This is a genomic window from Arthrobacter sp. 10N44_2, assembly GCF_056394385.1.
This window is the reverse complement of sequence record NZ_JBFTHT010000001.1, coordinates 224152-241119: the sequence shown is the minus strand read 5'-3', so window position 1 is coordinate 241119 and position 16968 is coordinate 224152. Positions and strand designations below refer to the sequence as shown.

The window sequence follows — 16968 nt, the reverse complement described above, 5'->3', positions numbered from 1 at the left end:
ATTCAAAGTTAAGGCTTCGTAGCTTGTGGCGTACGGGGACCACAGCCAGCCTCGTCCATGCTATCGGTTTCTCCAGAGGCCAACCAACGCGCCACGAGCGAGCCGCACCGCCGGCCGGTCAGCCGCCCAGCCCGGTGATGGCGAGGTTCCTGCTGATCCCGTCCAGGGGGCTGGACAGGGGGCCGGACAGGTAAGGCTCCTTCCGGCCGGTGGCGCCGGGAGCCGATGCCGGAAACGGGAGGGTCTCCGGGCGGCTGAGGTCCCAGGCCATGGAGGCGCTGATGCTGATCCCCCGCGGCCCGGTCCGGCGGGTGGTGCCGCGGATCAGGAGCAGGCGGGTGCCGAACAGCAAGGGTCCGGACTGCTCCTGCGCCTCGTGGAAGAACACCGAATCCACACAGCCCGTGCCGTCGTCGACGCTGATGAACACCACACGCCGGCCGCCCCTCATGGGCGGGGTCTGGGTGGCCACCCGGACCCCGGCCACCAGCACCTCCGTGCCGTTGCGCAGTCCCAGCAGCTTGTCCGCGGTGGTGACGCCCAGCCGGTCCAGCAGCGGGCGGTGGCTGGTCATGAGGTGCTCGCTGACGTCCACAGCCATCAGGTCCAGTTCCGCGCGGACGTTATCCACCATGCTGGGTGCGGGCAGTGCCGCCTTGAGGTTCGTCAACTCCACGTCCCCCAGCGGCAACGCCAGCTGGCCCTCAATGACTTCCACGCCCTTCCGGAGGGGGCGGGCCTGTAGTTTTTGCAGGTGCTGAACCAGATCCGCCCGGTTGGCTTCTCCCCCGGACGCCCGGTGCAGCGAATCGAAGGCGCCCAGCTGGGCCAGTCGCTGGATGCTGGGCCGGCTGAGCCGCGACCTGGCCCGCAGGTCCGCCAGGGAGTCGTAGGGCTGGCCGGCCACAATCCGTTTCAGCTCGGCGCCGGAGAGCCCGAAGATACCGTTCAGGCTCAGCCGGATGCCCAGCCTGCCCCGGTCCGGCCCGGATTGCACCCGCTCCACCCGGTACTCGGCCTGGCTCCGGTTGATGTCGAGGGGAAGGATGGGGATCCCCAGCCGGCGGGCCTCGGCCACGAGCAGGCGTTTGGGGTACATTCCGGGGTCGTGTTCCCACAGCCCGGCGAGGAACGCCTCCGGGTGGTGTGCCTTCAGCCAGGCCGACTGGTAGGTGGGCACGGCGAAGGCGGCTCCGTGGGCCTTGCAGAACCCGAAGCTGCCAAAGGCCTTCAGCGTGCCCCAGACCTTGTCCACCACCTCGGGACTGTAATTCCGGGCCCGCGCCTCCTTCCGGAAAAACTCCTCCACCCTGGCTTCCAACACGTCGTTGCCCAGCGCACGGCGGAACTCGTCGGCCCGCGCCAGCCCGCACCCGGTCATGACGTCGAAGGTCTTGAGGATCTGCTCGTGGAAGACCGTGACCCCGTGGGTCTCTTTCAGGACAGGTTTGAGGTCCGGGTGCGGGTAGACCTCGGGAGCGAATCCGTGCCGGTGCTCCAGGAAGGGCCGGACCATGTCGGATTTCATCGGGCCTGGACGGAACAGCGAGATGTCAATGATGAGGTCGTTGAACTCCCGGGGGGCCAACTTGCCGATCAGTTCGCGCTGGCCAGGGGACTCGATCTGGAAGCAGCCCAGGGTGTGGGTGCTGCGGATCAGCTCAAAGGTGGGTTCGTCGTCGAGCGGGACCGCATTGAGGTCGATGTGACCGTCCTCGGCGATGTAGTCCGGGCCGGTCCCGTCCGGGCCGGCCGGATGCGCGCCGGCGGCCACCACCTCGGCCTTGGAGGGGTGGAGCCGGATGACTTCCCGGACGGCGAAGGCCATGGCGCTCTGCATCCGGACGCCCAAGACATCGAGTTTGAGCATGCCCATGGGGTCCATGTCGTGCTTGTCGAACTGGCTCATGGGCAGGCCCAGGCCGCTGGGCTGGACGGGGGTGCGGTCCAGCAGGGTGGCATCGCCGAGGATGACGCCGCACGGGTGCATGGAGATGTGGCGGGGCAGCCGGTCCAGCCGCTCCGTGAGGTCCACCAGCAGGTCCAGCTGCTGGTTCTCGGAGAAGCCTCGCTGCTCCACCCGGTCCGCGAATTCCTTCAGCTCGGGTTTCTCCACGAGGGCTTCGCGGAAGTGCCGGGCCGAGAACCGCCACAGCTGCTTGGCGATTTCCCCGACCTCGCCGTCGTCCATGCCCAGGGCCAGGCCGGCATCGCGCACGGCACCGCGAGCGCGGTACCCGTTCTGCATGCTCATCAGCGTGACGCGTTCGGCGCCGAAGCGCTCAAAGATCTTCCGGTAGACGTTGTGCCGTTCGGCGCTTTCGACGTCGATGTCTATGTCCGGCAGCGTGGCGCGGTCGCGGGAGAGGAAGCGTTCAAAGATGAGGTCGTGCTGGAGCGGGTTCACCTGGCTGATGTCGATCAGGTAGTTGACCAGGCTGGAGGCGCCCGAACCGCGCGCGGCCGCCCGGACGCCCAGGGCCAGGATCATCCGGGAGACCTCTGCGACGGTCAGGAAGTACGAGGCGAAGCCCAGCGAGTCGATGATCCGGAGCTCATGCTCCAGCCTGGCCCTCAGCTGCTGTTCCCGCTGCCCGGAAATGCCCGGGAAGCGGCGGCCGATGCCGGCCTCACACCGCAGGGTCAGTTCGGCGAGCGCGTCGCCGTCGATCCCGATCACGGATGCCTCCGGGACCACGGGCTGTTTCCAGCCCATGTCGGCTTCCGGATCCATGCGGCAGCGGTCCGCGAGCGCCTCGGTCTGGGCCAGGAGCCGTTTGAGGTCCGCAGTGCCGTAGCCGGCGGCGTGGATGATCTCCTTGCCCAGCTGCAGCATCCGGGCCGCCGATTTGAGCCAGCCCTGCCCGTTGGGCTGCAGAAGCGGGGCGGCGGAGAGCTCGGGGAGGGATTTCAGTGTCCGGGCCGAGTCCAGCACATCGGCGGTGGCCGCGCCGTCCTCAGCCACGTACCGCACAGCGTTGCTCAGCACGGCGGGCACCCCGTGTTCTGCGGCGAGTTTGAGCATGCGCACCGCGTGGGCGGTGCTCAGCGGTTCCCCGGGCGGGCTGAGCTGGGACACAACCTCTGCCGCCAGCGTTCCGGGGGGCATGGCGTCCAGCCATCGTTTGAACAGGGTGCGGGGCCGCAGGTAGCGCCGGCCGCCCATGGCCCGGCCGACGTCGGAGTCCGGGCCGATCAGCACTGTCAGGACCGGCTTCAGGGTTTCCGGGTGCAGGGTGCGGGAGGCCAGTTCCGCCCGGGTGACGGCCACCGGCACTATTCCCCCGGCCTTGCCCGTGGTGCGGGCGTGGGCGTCGGAGATCAGCCGGCACAGCGCCCGGTAGCCGGCACCGTTGTTGTGTCCGTGCGCCAGCACGACGACGCGTCCCCCGAGCTGGGTACGGTGGTCGCCGTCGTCGTCAAAGACTGCAAGGTCCACCCCGACGATTGCATCCAGCCCGGCTGCCATGCACGCCTTCAGGTGCTTGACGGTTCCGTACAGGCCGTCGCGGTCCGTGCAGGCCAGCGCGGTGGCGCCGTCAGCGGCGGCCGCGGCGGCAAGTTCCTCCGGCCAGGAGACGCCATAGTGGGCGCTGAACGCGGTGGAGACGTGCAGATGGGTGAAACTCATGCTGATTCGGGCTTCCGGAGGGGCTGCAGGGCGTCGTGGATCTTCAGGAGCCGCCACCGGCCGCTGCCGACATGCCGGGTCAGGTCAAGGGTGAGGGTGGAATCCGCGGCGTGATCCCCGGCCGCACGCACCTGGACCCGCCAGATCTCATGGTCCACCAGGCCCGGCCCGCTTCCGAGTGGCGCCCGGCGTTCCTCGGCCCACCATTGGCGGCGTTCGTACCAGCGGACGGGGTCCGCGCAGACCGTGTAGCGCCGGCCGGCCCAGTCGAGGCGCAGGGGCTGGCCCGAGGGCGTGCAGACGACATCCACGGACTCGCTGAAAATACCCACGTTGCCTCCCGACCCAGTCCGGGCTGGAGCCGGCCCAGTCCCCGCTTCGACTTCCTACGTCCATTCCGCATCCGGCGCCCGGAGTTCCAGGCCGCATGGATTTATTCGAACATATCTTCGAATAAAATCAGTCTACGACGGAGAGGCGACAAAACCCAGATCGGGGGTGGACTCACGCAGGTACAGGTAGCAGGATTGAGCCATGAGCTCCCATAACGCACTCCTGAAGCACGTAAGCATCGCCGCCAAGGATCCAACCTTGGTGGCGACTTTTGATATAGACGGAAACATCCCCGGCCAGGGCGCCTACGTGGTGGGGCTCTTGGCAGCCACCCCGGACTATTCCCACCAGCGCAGGATGGGGATCGAGTTCATGAACGGCGAAGCCGTGTCCTTCTACTGCTTCAGCCACGACGGCACCGAGGAAAATTTCGACCTCAAGGGGGTCGAACACTCGGGCAACACCATTACCGGCCATTTCCCGCTTACGACTGTGCTTGGCCTGCCCAAGGGCCATCTCATGACGGCCTTCAGCGATTGTGACGGCCGGGACTACCAGGCCAACGTGCCTGTCGAAGAAGCCCTCTAGACAACTTCTAGGAGCTGGACTTGTACACTTCCAGCTCGAGCGTGATGAAGGCATCGATCATCGCCCGGTAGGTCTTCTCGACAAGTTCGACGTCGATGTCCTTCTTTTCCGCCGTGGCGCGGACGTGTTCGATGACCCGCTCCACACGCCCGGGCGCACGGACCTCGGCGCTGTCCGCCTTGAGGGTCCCGGCGATCCGGATCAGCCGTTCCCGGCGCCCGATCAAGGACACGATCTGCTCGTCCACCTCGTCAACAGCCACCCGCACGGCGGCGAGCTGTTCGCGGTCGGCCTGGGCGGCCTTGTCGTCTGCGTGATTTGTGGGCATGTGCATGACAGTATCGAAAGATGCAGCCACGAGTCGACTTCATATCGCTAGGTGTCCGCAGTGTTGACGCCTCACGCCGCTTCTACGTCGATGGCCTCGGATGGCCGGTCCACCGGGAAGTCCCCGGGGAGGTGCTCTTCATCCAGGTCAACCACGGCCTCATCCTCTCGCTCTGGGACGCGGGTCAAATGCAGACCGAGGCGGCCACCGATGCCCCTGCCGGCATTGCGTGCATCACGCTCAGCCACAACCTGGCCGGCACGGCGGACGTCGACCGGGTGATGGCCGAAGCCGGGACCGCGGGAGCCCGCATCGTTGCGGCACCGAAGACCCAGCCCTGGGGCGGCTACACCGGCTACTTCGCCGATCCCGACGGCTACCGCTGGGAGGTCGCCTTCAACCCCGACTGGTCGGTCGACGGCGGCGGCAAAGTAACGCTCTGACTCAGGTAACCAGTGCCGCCCCGTGCCTTGGCAGCCGCCGGGCAGCCGCCAGACAGGCCGGCGTACCGCTAGAACAGGCTCCCCACCGGCTGGATGAGTTCCGGTGAGTCATTCCTGACGTTCCCGACGGCGGTGCCGACGGCGTCGATCGTCCAGCCTTCCGCGACGTCGTGCGCCCCGGCCCGGACCAGATCCACGAGCCCGGCCGCATCATCGGCCTGCGGGTCCAGCCACGTCTGCATGGTCTCGCGGTTCATGGGCAGCGGAACCCTGTCATGCAGCGCGGTCAGCTCGGCCAGCATTCCCCCGGCGTAGCCCTCCGGCGGCGAGTCGGTGGTCATGATCGAGGTCGAGAGCATCCAGCGCTCCGGGTCACCCTCTGCCTTGGACGGATCCCGCCACCATTCATAGAGTCCCGCGAAGACAATGGGGCGTCCGTCCTTGGGATGGACGTAGTAGGGCTGCTTGGTGCGGCCCTCGCCCTTCCACTCGTAGTAGCCATCCGCCGGGACGGCGCAGCGACGGGCGCGGGTCGCTTTCCGGAAGGCGGGCTTCTCCAGCACGGTCTCGCTGCGGGCATTGATCATCTTGGACCCGATGCCCGGGTCCTTGGCCCAGGACGGCACCAGGCCCCAGCGCGCAATGTGCAGTTGGCGGACCGATTCTCCCTCCACAAGCCGTTCGAGCAGGATCGGCACATCAGCCGTCGGGGCCACGTTCCACGACGGCGGAATCGCGATCTCATCCTCCAGCCCGGCATCGAATTCGGCCAGCAGGTCTCCGACGGCCCGGGCCATCACGTAGCGTCCACACATGGCATCAGCATGCCACCGCACCCATCCCATGTCATCCGGGCTGCCGCCTGAGCCCGCCGAGGTCGCCGGAAACGTGCGAAGTCGCCGGAACTTTCCGGCGATTTCGCATCTTTACCGCGAGTTCGCGTCGGACGGCGAAGGGGGGCAGCGCTCTCTGCGGGAATAGCGGGCTGCAGGGTACGGTTGTTGGCAGTGACGTACGACTTCAGTTGGCGCCCGGCCCGATACGCCGGCCCCATCCACTTACTTGAGGAGAACTTCGTGGACTTCACCCCCGAATCCGGCACCATCACTATGTTTTCGACCACGTGGTGCGGCTACTGCAACCGGCTGAAGAAGCAGCTGGACGCACAGGGCATCGGGTACACAGAGATCAACATCGAGGAAGTCGAAGGCACGGCCGATCTCGTCGAGCAGCTCAACGGAGGCAACCGCACCGTCCCCACCGTGCTGTTCCCCGACGGCACCGCCGCCACCAACCCCTCCGCAGCTGAGGTCAAGAGCCGGCTCGCCGCCTAGGCCCTTCCTGCATCCCAGGACACCACCAAACCACGACGGCGCGGCCTCCCAAGGGCCGCGCCGCCGCCCGTTGTGCCAGTAACCAGTAAGTTGTGCCAGCAATCCGCGTTCCAGAACAGAGGAGCTTGTTTCATGGTCCATAAAGTCAAAGCCGCAGTAGTCCGTTCCAAGAATGCCGACGTCACCCTGGAGACGATCCTGGTGCCGGACCCGGGCCCCGGCGAGGCCCTCGTGGACATCCTCACCTGCGGTGTCTGCCACACCGATCTGCACTACAAGCAGGGCGCCATCAACGACGACTTCCCCTTCCTGCTCGGCCACGAGGCCACCGGCGTTGTCAGTGCCGTGGGACCGGACGTCACCGAGGTCGCCCCCGGGGACCGCGTGGTGCTGAACTGGCGGGCCGTCTGCGGCGAGTGCCGGGCCTGCCGCCGGGGCCAGCCGCAGTACTGCTTCAATACCCACAACGCCACCCAGAAAATGACGCTGGAGGACGGCACCGAGCTGACGGCCGCGCTGGGCATCGGTGCCTTCGCCGAAAAGACCCTCGTAGCGGCCGGCCAGTGCACCAAGGTGGACGACGGCGCCGATCCCGCCGCCGTCGGCCTGCTCGGCTGCGGCGTCATGGCAGGCATCGGCGCGGCGATCAACACCGGAAACGTCCAGCGCGGCGATTCGGTCGCCGTGATCGGCTGCGGCGGAGTCGGCACGGCGGCCGTCGCCGGCGCGGCGCTCGCCGGCGCCACCACCGTGATCGCCGTCGACATCGACGCCAAAAAGCTCCAGCGCGCCAAGGACCTCGGCGCCACCCACACGGTGGACTCCTCCGCCGTCGACCCCGTCGAAGCGATCCGCGAACTGACCGGCGGTTTCGGCGCCGATGTGGTGATCGACGCCGTCGGCCGCCCGGAAACATACAAGCAGGCCTTCTACGCCCGGGACCTCGCCGGCACGGTGGTCCTGGTGGGTGTGCCGAGCCCCGAGATGACCCTGGAACTGCCGCTGCTGGATGTGTTCGGGCGCGGCGGCTCCCTGAAGTCCTCCTGGTACGGCGACTGCCTGCCTTCGCGCGACTTCCCCACACTCATCAGCCTCTACCGGCAGGGCAAGCTGGACCTGGACGCCTTCGTGACGGAGCGGATCACGATCGACCAGATCGAGGAGGCCTTCACGAAGATGCATGCCGGCGCTGTGCTGCGCTCGGTGGTGGAGCTGTGAACGCCGGCCCTGTGAGCATCCGGATCGACCGGCTGGTCACCTCCGGGACGTTTTCCCTCGACGGCGGCACCTGGGATGTTGAGAACAACGTCTGGATCCTCGGGGACGACGCCGAATGCGTCATCATCGACCCGGCCCACGATCCCGCTGCCGTGGCCGCGGCCGTCTCGGGCCGGAAGGTCACCGCAATCCTGCTCACGCACGGCCACGATGACCACATCAGCGCCGTGGGCGAGGTCCGGACTCTCGTGAACGCGCCGGTGTACCTGCACCGGGACGACTGGATGCTGTGGGAGCGGGTGTTCCCCGGCACCGAGCCGGACCACGCCATTGCCGACGGCGACACGTTCGACGTCGCAGGGGCAAGACTCGTGGCACGGCACACCCCCGGCCACTCGCCCGGGTCCGTGTGCTTCCTTCTCGAAAGCGAAGGCACCTTGCTTAGCGAAAAAACAGTGTTCAGCGGGGACACGCTGTTCCAGGGTGGCCCCGGGGCGACGGGCCGATCCTTCAGCGATTTCCCGACCATCATCGAGTCCATCCGGACCCGGCTCCTGCCGCTCCCGGCCGACACGACGGTCCGGACCGGCCACGGGGAACCCACAACGATCGGCGCCGAAGCGCCGCACCTTGAGGAATGGATCGCCCGCGGCCACTGACCGCGTCCGCGGAAAGGCCCGGTCCACTGCTTCCGGACCGGGCTTTTCCGCCATAGGATGTGGGGCCATGAGCTCTCACCCCAGCATGGATCCGGCAACACTGGCCGCGGACCTGCGTACCCAGTTCGATGCATTCCTCGACGAGCATCGTGCGGACCTGCACGCCTGCCTGGACGGGCTCACCGAAGAGGAGGCCCGGGCCTCGCTGGTGCCGTCGCGGACCACCCTTCTGGGGCTGGTCAAGCACGCCGCCTTCGTGGAGAAGGTCTGGTTTGACGAGGCCATCACGTGCCGGCCCCGGGCGGTGATCGGCATTCCGGCCACCCCCGACGAATCGTTCATCCTGGCGGATGATGACACCATCGCGGGCCTCCAGGCCGCCTACCTTCAGGCCTGCGGGGACTCACGGCGTCGAGCCGCTTCGCTCGGCCTCGACGACCTTGTCAGAGGCAACCGGCGCGGTCCGCTGCCGCTGCGGTGGGTCTACCTGCACATGCTCAGGGAACTCGCCCAGCACTGCGGCCACGCGGATATTTTGCGCGAGCAGATCCTCGCTGCGCGCACCTGACGGCACCGGCCGCCCGGGTCAAGGTTCTAAACCAGAAGACCCGCATTGCACCATGGGTGCGGGTGAGCGCGGATGCGGCCACCCCCGATTGGTTTTCACAGGGCCGCATCCGCGCTGGTCTAGGGAAGGCCGGGTTCCGGCTCTGGTTCCGCGTGCCGGCGGCGTAATCGCGCCCCGGCCAGCTCAGACAGCACAGCGGGGGCGCGCAAGGAACCGGGCCGGCCGGATGTCGTGTCCGATCTCAAGGCGAACGCCGTGAACGGGGCGACGGCATTGCCGGCGACAACGACTTTGGTGGCCATGAGATAGGAACTCCCGCAACGAAGTTAGCAGCCTCTGCATGACCAAAATCAGAATATCAATTGCATTTGCCACACAAAAGGAAAAGAGAGTAACAATTATCCTGCGGCTTTTTGGGCCGGCATCCCCCCGTAATCCGCGGCTCACCGTCTCTACAGTCCGGAAAGATGTGGGATGCGGTTGAGGTCAACCGGCCGATGCGCTGGCCGTCATTTCGTGGACGGGGCGTATTCCGGGTAGTAACGCTGGATCTCTTGAACGGTCTTGCCGGCCCTCACCATTCGCTCAACGGACATCATGCTCCGGACTTCCTCGTCCGAGGATCGGGTGCTGTTCCACGGTCCCATCGTTCGGTAGCAGAAGTCATTCGGATCGTTCAGCCTGGCCTCGTTGTAGCACCCGGGATGATCCGAGGCATCAACTGCCGTGCCAGCAGGACCGGATTTCGATGCTCCGAATGCGGCGGACAGCCCCAGCGCGAGAAGTGGCGTGAGCGCCACGGCTGCAATTCCAGTTTTCATTCCTTTATTCATGGTTCCCCCGATTGGCCAGAAATATGTTGGCGAGCCTACCGCGCAGGTGCCAGGTTTCCCGAGCGACGGTGTTTTCCCCTCGGTCATGGAGGATTCGGCAGTTTGCCTCGCCGGAATCGCAGTTGGGTCTTGATCCACTCCGCGGTCTTGGGAAACAATGTTCGCGGCGTAACGGGCCCCGGAGAAAGGGTTTCAATGACAGCGCGGGATACCTCCTCAGTCGGCGCTCCGTGCTGGGTCGACACCTGGCAGCCCGACCCCCAGGCGGCCAAGGACTTCTACGGTCCGCTCTTCGGGTGGACTTTCGACGACCCCATTCCGATGCCGCCCGGGCTCGACGGCTTCTACTACGCTGCGCGTCTCCGCGGTCAACTGGTTGCCGGAATCGGACAGGCGCCGCCGCAATCGCCGCCGGGGTGGACCACCCACGTGCGTGTCGTAAACGTCGGGGAAGCCTTGGCTCGTGCCGAGCGGGCGGGGGGCAAGCGCCTGGCGCCGTTTGGTGCCGGCCCGGATGACCGTATTGCTGTGCTCGCCGATGCCACCGGCATCCCGTTCTGCCTGCGGCGGGCAGGAGGGAACGACGGCGCCCAGCTGGCCAATGAGCCGAATTCCTGGGCCATGAGCTCGCTGCACACCACAGATGTCGGGCGGGCCCAGGCGTTCTACGGTGCAATGTTCGACTGGGAACTCGAACCCGTCCCGGACGCCCCCTTCTCGCGGTGGCTCCGCTCCGGCCGGGTAGTGGCGGTGGTGGCAGCCACGGACGGCGTCGCGGTCCCGCCGCATTGGAGCGTCAATTTCGCCGTCCGCGACGCGGACGCCATTGCCCGGCAGGCCGTAGCCCTGGGTGGCAGCGTCTTGATGGTGCCCATGGACACGCCGGGATTTCGCAGCGCCGTGATCAGGGACCCCCAGGGCGGCACCACCGCGGTCAGCGCAACCACCGGCTGATGCTTGCTGGAGAGCATAGGCGCCACACCGATTGGCGGCGCTGGTAGGGTCAGCCCATGGATGAAATTTTGGGGAAGTTCATCGACGATTTCGCGCGGCTCGTGGAGCTTGCGCAGTCCGGGCAGCGTCGGGGGCAACCGGGAACCCAGCTGCTGACTACGCTCACCGAGCATTTGGCGGTCCGGGCCGAATCAGTGTCGGTAGTGGTTGAGGAGATTCCGCCGCACCGATTCGTGGACGCAGACATCCTCATGGAAGAGCTCGCCGCCGAGGATCCTGAGTTCCGGCTCGTGGGCATCGGCGGCGGCGACCAACGCCACCATCACTCGCTGAGCGACATGCTGCAGCAGTCCCAGCTATATCCGCAGTTCCCCCTGTCCCAGCCGGACTACGCCAACTTAGCTGTCGGGCCGGACGAACAACGGCAGGCCGTGGCACTGGGGCTCTGGCTATTCAGCCATGGAGGCAGTCCCATCGCCGTGCTGCAGCGGGACGCCAACCCCCGGTATGGCCGGCAGTCAGCGTCCCTTGAGGTTTTGGCCGGCGCTACAGATAAGGCCGCACGCTTCCTCTCGGAGTTCCGCCGTCGGATGCAGCACCGCAGCGTGCTCAAGGGACAGGTCATTTCCCTGGTGATGGGTGAGTATGGTCCCAGCGCGGCCGGGGTGACGTTCCATGCACGGCCAGTCCTTGCCGCGTCGGATGTCATCCTGCCGGATGGCCTGCTGGAGAAAGTGTCGGACCACGCCTTAGGTATCGCCGAGCACCGTGAGTCTCTGATCAGGTACGGCCAGCACCTCAAACGCGGCGTCCTGCTCTACGGCAGGCCGGGGACGGGCAAGACCCATACGGTGCGGTACTTGTTGAGCCGGAGCGAAGGTGTCACAGCAATCCTTCTTTCGGGAGGATCGCTCGCCAGGATCTCAGAAGCCGCCACCATGGCCAGGGCGCTGCAGCCCTCCATCGTGGTCCTTGAGGACTGCGACCTCATCGCCGAGGACCGCAGCTTCGGGCACGGACCCCAGCCGCTGCTATTCGAGGTGCTGGACGCCATGGACGGTTTGGCCAGCGATGCCGACGTGGCGTTCGTCCTCACCACCAACCGCGTGGACATGCTGGAACGCGCCCTGGCACAGCGTCCCGGCCGTGTGGACCTGGCCGTGGAAATTCCTATGCCTGCCCAGGCGGAGCGGGTTGCACTGATCAAACTGTATGCCCGCGGTATTCCCCTCAGTCCGAACTCGATTGAAGACGCCGCCGCCCGCACCGAAGGAACCACCGCTTCGTTCGCACGCGAACTCGTCCGCCGTGCGGTCGTTGCCGGCGCATTGGAAGGCGTGCCGGTGGCGGACCATCATCTTCAGAAGGCTGTGGATGACCTGATGGCCGACAGCGCCGCGCTCACCCGAAGCCTCCTCGGCAGCGGCACCGGAGACGGCTCTGAGGGCATGGGCGGACCGTTCCCCGGACCGCCGGCGGCCTTCCATCCCGGGGGCTAGGACGAACCGCGCCAGTGCGCTTGGGCCCTCAGCGCCGCCAGCGGTACGGGGTGGTCGTTGAGACTCGCAGCAATCCATAGCGTTCCAGGATCGGTCGCGAATATTGAGTCGAGTCACTGTGGATGAGTCTCTTGCCGAGCGTCAGCGCGGCCCGGGCCCGGGCGGCAGTGAGGGCACGGTAGATACCCTGACCACGCCATTCTGGTCGCGTCGCCCCGCCCCAGATGCCCGCGAATTCCGTATCCGGCACCGACTCGAGGCGGCCGGCGCTCACGATCAGTCCTTCGTGTTCGGCTACCCACAGTTCCATGCCGTCGTCGCGCGCCATGCGTTTCAGGATTGCGTCGGCGTTGCCGTCGGAGACGTCAACGCCGAAAACCTCGTCCTGCATCGCGCTCATGGCGCGGATGTCCCGTTCTGCGCTCACCGGCCGCAGGCTGACGCCGGGCGGGAGCTGGACGTCCGCCGTCAAGGCCTTTGCCGGTCCGATCATGATCGACTCGGTCTCATCAGGCTCAAATCCGTTGTCGAGCAGTGCCCCGTGGAGCCCGGGCGCATGATCGTGACCACGGGTTTTCCACTCGACCCGCACGATTGCGGGATCGCTGCGGTAAAACGCGAGCGCTTCGGCCACCCACTGCGCGATCGTCAGGGCGTTGGCCCCATCGAGGTTCTGATAGGTCACGAAGCCCCTGCCGCCTGCGAAGGTCACCAGCCGCAGCGGACCCAGCCGTTCCACGCCGCTGGCACCGGGCGTCTCTGCAGCTGTCCGGAGTTGCTGGTCGTACGCCACAAGAAGTTCTTCAGAAAGAGTCATCGGCGTCCACCCTACAGCCACGCCGGACGCCGGATACAGGACATAGGACAGCCTGCGCTCAAGTTCCCTCACCGAGGGCAACCCGGCCGGAGCGATGGCTAAGTGTCACCTGCACTCCTGCCGCCGTCCCCAGCGCGGCCACGTGGCGAAGGTCCGCCTCCGCCGCAAGATCCCCCACGCTCCGCTCTGGAGGGCCTCCGTAGCCTCGTCGTACCCGGCCGCAGGCCTCTTCCACGGCCAGCCCGCGAGGCTTAGACTCGATTGGCTTGAGCAAACAGGGAGAAGTTCGGCATGAGGCTCGTCGTCGATCTCACTAAGTGTCAGGGTTACGCACAATGCGCCTTCCTCGCCCCGGAGGTCTTCACGATCCAGGGGGACGAGGCACTTACCTACGACCCGGACCCTGACGAGGCGCAGCGCACGAGGGTCCGGCGGGCAGCCGTGGCCTGCCCCGTCCAGGCCATCCGGCTCGACCAGCTTGAGGAGCCGCACAGGCCGCGGCCTCCCGAAGAAGCCCCGGGGACGGCCGCTGCCGCCGGGGGCAACGGGGGCGCGTTCCTTCGATCCGGCAGGATTGTCATCGTGGGCACGTCACTGACCGGGCTGCGCGCGGCGGAGCGGCTGCGCGAGGAAGGGTTCACGGGCTCGCTGACTCTCATTGGTGAGGAAACGCACGAGCCGTATGACCGGCCGCCGCTGTCGAAACAGGTCCTGGCCGGGTCGGTGCCGTCCGAGGACACGTCGCTGCCGCGCCGCCGGGCAATCGACGCCGACTGGCGTCTGGGCGTCGCGGCCACGGGTCTGGATCTCGCCGCCAGGCAGGTGCATCTCGCCGACGGTGGCCGGATCGGATTCGACAAGTTGTTGATCGCCACTGGGGTGCGGGCCCGGTCCTGGCCAAACGCGGCGGAGGCGGCGCTGGCAGGCGTGCTGACCTTGCGGACCCGGGAGGACGCGGCAACGCTTCGGCAGCTCCTGGCCGCGCGCCCTCGCCGGGTCCTGGTCATTGGCGCCGGGTTCATCGGCTGCGAAGTCGCTTCGGTGTGCCGCGAACTTGGCCTGCCGGTCACCGTGGCCGAGGCGGGCCGGGCACCGCTCGGCGCGGCGCTCGGCAGCGTGATCGGTGCAATTGCCGGAGAGCTTCAGATCGAGAACGGCGTGGATCTGCGCTGCAGCGTCAGGGTCGTTGCACTGGAAGGCGATGCCGGCGGACAGCTGCGCCGCGCCCGCCTCTCCGATGGCACAACACTTGACGTGGACATCGCGGTCGCCGCGCTGGGGACCGTTCGTAACGGTGATTGGCTCGCAGGCTCCGGATTGGCGAGCGGCGTGTGGGGCGTCGCGTGCGACGCCGGCTGCCGGGCTTTCGACGTCAACGGGCTGGTCACCGATGACGTCTTCGTCGCCGGCGACGTATCCCGCGCCCCGCAGCCGATGTTCGGCTACCAGTTCCTCGCCGTCGAACACTGGGGCAACGCAATCTCCCAGGCCGAGGTTGCAGCGCACAATATGGTCAGCGGCGAAACCGAACGGTGGCCGCACCTGGCTGTGCCCAAATTCTGGTCCGTCCAGTTCGGCACCGAAATCAAGAGCGTGGGTGTGCCCTCGGTCGCCGATGAGGTCGCCATCGTGCAAGGATCGGTCGGATCTCGGCGGTTCCTGGCCGTTTACGGCTACAAGGGCCGGATCGTGGCTGCAGTGGCGTTCAACCAGAACAAATGGCTTGACTTCTATGAACCGCTGATTGACCAGGCGGCGCCCTTCCCGCCGTCGTTCCACCATATTGACGAGGCCGAGGATGCGCAGCCCGTGCCGGCCGGGTTCCAGCCCGCCGCCAGCCCCACCCAGGATGCGACCGTCGTCGTGACCGGTCACTATCCCAATGAGCGGCGCGCCAGATTGACTGACCGCCGCCTCCCGTAAAGCGCCGCACCGGAGGCCGGCAGCCACCGGCCCACGACCCAAGGAGCCTTCGCCATGGCCGAGCCCAGCACCTGGGAGCAGATCCTCGACTACACCAACCGGGCTAACCCCTACCCGTTCTACGACGAACTCCGCAAAACCCCCGTGAGACGACTTCCGGACGGCAGCTATCTCGTGAGCACCTACGCGGAGATCGCCGCCCTGTTGCACGATCCACGGGTCAGCTCCGACATAACCCGCAACCCGGCTGCCGCCGCGGCGGGCGCCGCCGTCGGTGAGGACGGGGACGGGGACGGCGCCGGCATGACGCCGACTTTCCTCAGCATGGATCCCCCTGATCACGACAAGTTCCGGCGGATCACCATGCGGCATTTCGGGCCGCCCACGACGCCTGGCAGGGTAGCCGGGATGGAGGCGCGGATGGCGGAAATTGTCACCGATCTGGTCGACAATATGGCGGACCGCAGCCGGATCGACGTCGTCGATGATCTGGCGTATCCCCTGCCCGTCACGGTGATCTGCGAACTTCTCGGTGTGCCCCCGGGAGATGAACAGCGCTTCCGGGTCTGGGTGGACCTGGCCCTGCAATCCACAGATCCCGGACTCGATCCCGAAACCCAGCAAAAGAAGAGGATTGAGGCCGGCACGGAACTGCGCGCGTTCATGCAAGAGCTAGTCGACGCCCACCGGCAGGCCCCGGGGACTGACCTGCTTTCAGCGATGGCCACCGATGATGGCCCGGAGGGCCGCATGCCGGACGAACAACTGGTGAGCACCGGGCTTCTCCTGCTCATCGCCGGACATGAAACCACCGTGAACCTCATCTCCAACGGCGTACTGACGTTGCTCCGCCACCCGGCCGAGCTCCAGAGGCTGCGCGCTGACTCCGGCCTGGCCATCCCGATGGTCGAGGAGCTGCTCCGCTACGAGCCGCCCGTGCATTTCGTCCCGTTCCGTACCGCCCTCGACGACATCGACATCGCCGGCACCACCATCCCGGCCGGCGCCTCCCTCACCCTGGTCCTTGCTGCGGGCAACCGCGACCCCGCCCACGTCACTGACCCCGGGCTCTTCATCCCTGACCGGGCCAACAACCAGCACCTCGGTTTTGGGGGCGGGGTTCATCTGTGCTTCGGGGCGCCCCTGGCCCGGCTGGAAGCGCAGATCGCGCTCACTGAATTCGCCACCAGGCTGGAGAACCCGCGGCTGGTCTCGGACCCACCGCCGTACCGGCCGAGCCCGTTCCTGCGCGGCCCCTCCCACCTCCCGGTAGACATCGACGGCGTCCTCGCCCCGGGTAAGCCCCTGCCGACCGTCGCCCGGAAAATGCACTTCAGCGGGTGACGGTTAGAGGTTTCATGGGCAACACACAGGACACCCGTTCCAGTCGTAGGTCGCCAGCGCCCGCCACGCGGTTGTTCCTGCCGGTGTCATCGCACCAGTCAATGTTGTAGGGCACCGCGGTTACGGCGGCATCCCCCACAGCTGTCCGGGCGGGAACGACAAACGTATAGGTGAACCCCCCGGCGTCGTTCATGGCGGTGGTGGTGTTGACAACCTCCACGCCTGTGGCGTCGGTGACGCTCACCTGGATACGGGCGTTCTTGCCGTAGCGGGGATTGCAGTCAGCGTCCGGCGCTGCCACCGTCACGCTCTGCCCCGGTTTGGCTTCCGACGGGGTCAGCGAATAGGCGGGCGGGAAACACGGCGGTTCCCCACCGGTGGAGGACGAGCACCCCGAGACCGAGGCAGCCAGCACCAATGCGCCAACCGTGGCACGGATCGCGGAGCGCCGCCCGCTGTCTTTCAGACAGAGAACCATGCCGTCAGTGTCGCTGGT

17 protein-coding genes are annotated in these 16968 nt (G+C 66.9%); 10 read left to right on the top strand and 7 right to left on the bottom strand.

Annotated elements, in window-relative coordinates:
* Positions 1-118 precede the first annotated feature (118 nt).
* Positions 119-3631 (bottom strand): DNA polymerase III subunit alpha, encoded by a 3513-nt coding sequence (locus tag AC1DBX_RS01155; RefSeq protein WP_476930891.1) that lies wholly within the window; start codon positions 3629-3631, stop codon positions 119-121.
* The gene (locus AC1DBX_RS01150) at positions 3628-3963 is read right to left on the bottom strand and encodes a DUF6504 family protein (protein ID WP_476856813.1); all 336 of its coding nucleotides are present in this window, start codon (positions 3961-3963) and stop codon (positions 3628-3630) included. Before AC1DBX_RS01150 ends, AC1DBX_RS01155 begins: the two co-directional genes overlap by 4 nt.
* 202 nt (positions 3964-4165) lie before the next feature.
* On the opposite strand from AC1DBX_RS01150, the gene AC1DBX_RS01145 reads away from it, so the two are divergent.
* Positions 4166-4552 (top strand): hypothetical protein, encoded by a 387-nt coding sequence (locus AC1DBX_RS01145; protein ID WP_476849331.1) that lies wholly within the window; start codon positions 4166-4168, stop codon positions 4550-4552.
* 7 nt (positions 4553-4559) lie between these two features.
* On the opposite strand, the gene AC1DBX_RS01140 is transcribed toward AC1DBX_RS01145, so the two are convergent.
* On the bottom strand, positions 4560-4886 hold the full coding sequence (locus AC1DBX_RS01140; RefSeq protein WP_028277548.1) for a chorismate mutase: 327 nt from the start codon (positions 4884-4886) through the stop codon (positions 4560-4562).
* A 14-nt stretch (positions 4887-4900) separates the two neighbouring features.
* Between AC1DBX_RS01140 and AC1DBX_RS01135 the strand changes: the two genes are divergently transcribed.
* On the top strand, positions 4901-5323 hold the full coding sequence (locus tag AC1DBX_RS01135; RefSeq protein WP_476930890.1) for a VOC family protein: 423 nt from the start codon (positions 4901-4903) through the stop codon (positions 5321-5323).
* Positions 5324-5391: 68 nt separating this feature from the next.
* Here AC1DBX_RS01135 and AC1DBX_RS01130 read toward each other — a convergent pair whose 3' ends face one another.
* Complete coding sequence (locus tag AC1DBX_RS01130; protein WP_476930889.1) at positions 5392-6138, bottom strand: SOS response-associated peptidase; 747 nt, start codon at positions 6136-6138, stop codon at positions 5392-5394.
* A 261-nt stretch (positions 6139-6399) separates the two neighbouring features.
* Between AC1DBX_RS01130 and AC1DBX_RS01125 the strand changes: the two genes are divergently transcribed.
* From AC1DBX_RS01125 to AC1DBX_RS01110, 4 genes are all read left to right on the top strand, one after another.
* A complete protein-coding gene (locus AC1DBX_RS01125) occupies positions 6400-6657 on the top strand; it encodes a mycoredoxin (protein ID WP_011692168.1) in 258 nt (85 codons plus the stop codon).
* A gap of 132 nt (positions 6658-6789) precedes the next feature.
* A complete protein-coding gene (locus tag AC1DBX_RS01120) occupies positions 6790-7875 on the top strand; it encodes an S-(hydroxymethyl)mycothiol dehydrogenase (protein WP_476930888.1) in 1086 nt (361 codons plus the stop codon).
* The gene (locus AC1DBX_RS01115; protein WP_476873889.1) at positions 7872-8534 is read left to right on the top strand and encodes an MBL fold metallo-hydrolase; all 663 of its coding nucleotides are present in this window, start codon (positions 7872-7874) and stop codon (positions 8532-8534) included. Before AC1DBX_RS01120 ends, AC1DBX_RS01115 begins: the two co-directional genes overlap by 4 nt.
* A 67-nt stretch (positions 8535-8601) precedes the next feature.
* Entirely contained in the window at positions 8602-9102 is a 501-nt protein-coding gene (locus tag AC1DBX_RS01110) for a DinB family protein (RefSeq protein WP_476871615.1), read from the top strand.
* Between the two features lie 509 nt (positions 9103-9611).
* Here AC1DBX_RS01110 and AC1DBX_RS01105 read toward each other — a convergent pair.
* On the bottom strand, positions 9612-9923 hold the full coding sequence (locus tag AC1DBX_RS01105) for a hypothetical protein (RefSeq protein WP_476930887.1): 312 nt from the start codon (positions 9921-9923) through the stop codon (positions 9612-9614).
* Between the two features lie 207 nt (positions 9924-10130).
* Between AC1DBX_RS01105 and AC1DBX_RS01100 the strand changes: the two genes are divergently transcribed.
* On the top strand, positions 10131-10889 hold the full coding sequence (locus tag AC1DBX_RS01100) for a VOC family protein (protein ID WP_476930886.1): 759 nt from the start codon (positions 10131-10133) through the stop codon (positions 10887-10889).
* Positions 10890-10945: 56 nt separating this feature from the next.
* Entirely contained in the window at positions 10946-12388 is a 1443-nt protein-coding gene (locus AC1DBX_RS01095) for an AAA family ATPase (protein ID WP_476930885.1), read from the top strand.
* 28 nt (positions 12389-12416) lie between these two features.
* Here AC1DBX_RS01095 and AC1DBX_RS01090 read toward each other — a convergent pair whose 3' ends face one another.
* Positions 12417-13205, bottom strand: a complete 789-nt coding sequence (locus tag AC1DBX_RS01090; RefSeq protein ID WP_476930884.1) for a GNAT family N-acetyltransferase — start codon at positions 13203-13205, stop codon at positions 12417-12419.
* A 291-nt stretch (positions 13206-13496) separates the two neighbouring features.
* Here AC1DBX_RS01090 and AC1DBX_RS01085 point away from each other — a divergent pair, with 291 nt between their 5' ends.
* Together AC1DBX_RS01085 and AC1DBX_RS01080 are read left to right on the top strand one after the other, a co-directional pair.
* Positions 13497-15128: an FAD-dependent oxidoreductase gene (locus AC1DBX_RS01085; RefSeq protein WP_476930883.1), complete on the top strand. Its 1632-nt coding sequence runs from the start codon at positions 13497-13499 to the stop codon at positions 15126-15128.
* Between the two features lie 54 nt (positions 15129-15182).
* Positions 15183-16472, top strand: a complete 1290-nt coding sequence (locus tag AC1DBX_RS01080) for a cytochrome P450 (RefSeq protein WP_476930882.1) — start codon at positions 15183-15185, stop codon at positions 16470-16472.
* Here the strand turns inward: AC1DBX_RS01080 and AC1DBX_RS01075 are convergent.
* Positions 16462-16950, bottom strand: coding sequence for a hypothetical protein (locus AC1DBX_RS01075; RefSeq protein WP_476930881.1), 489 nt, complete (start codon positions 16948-16950; stop codon positions 16462-16464). The genes AC1DBX_RS01080 and AC1DBX_RS01075 overlap by 11 nt on opposite strands.
* Between the last annotated feature and the right edge of the window lie 18 nt (positions 16951-16968).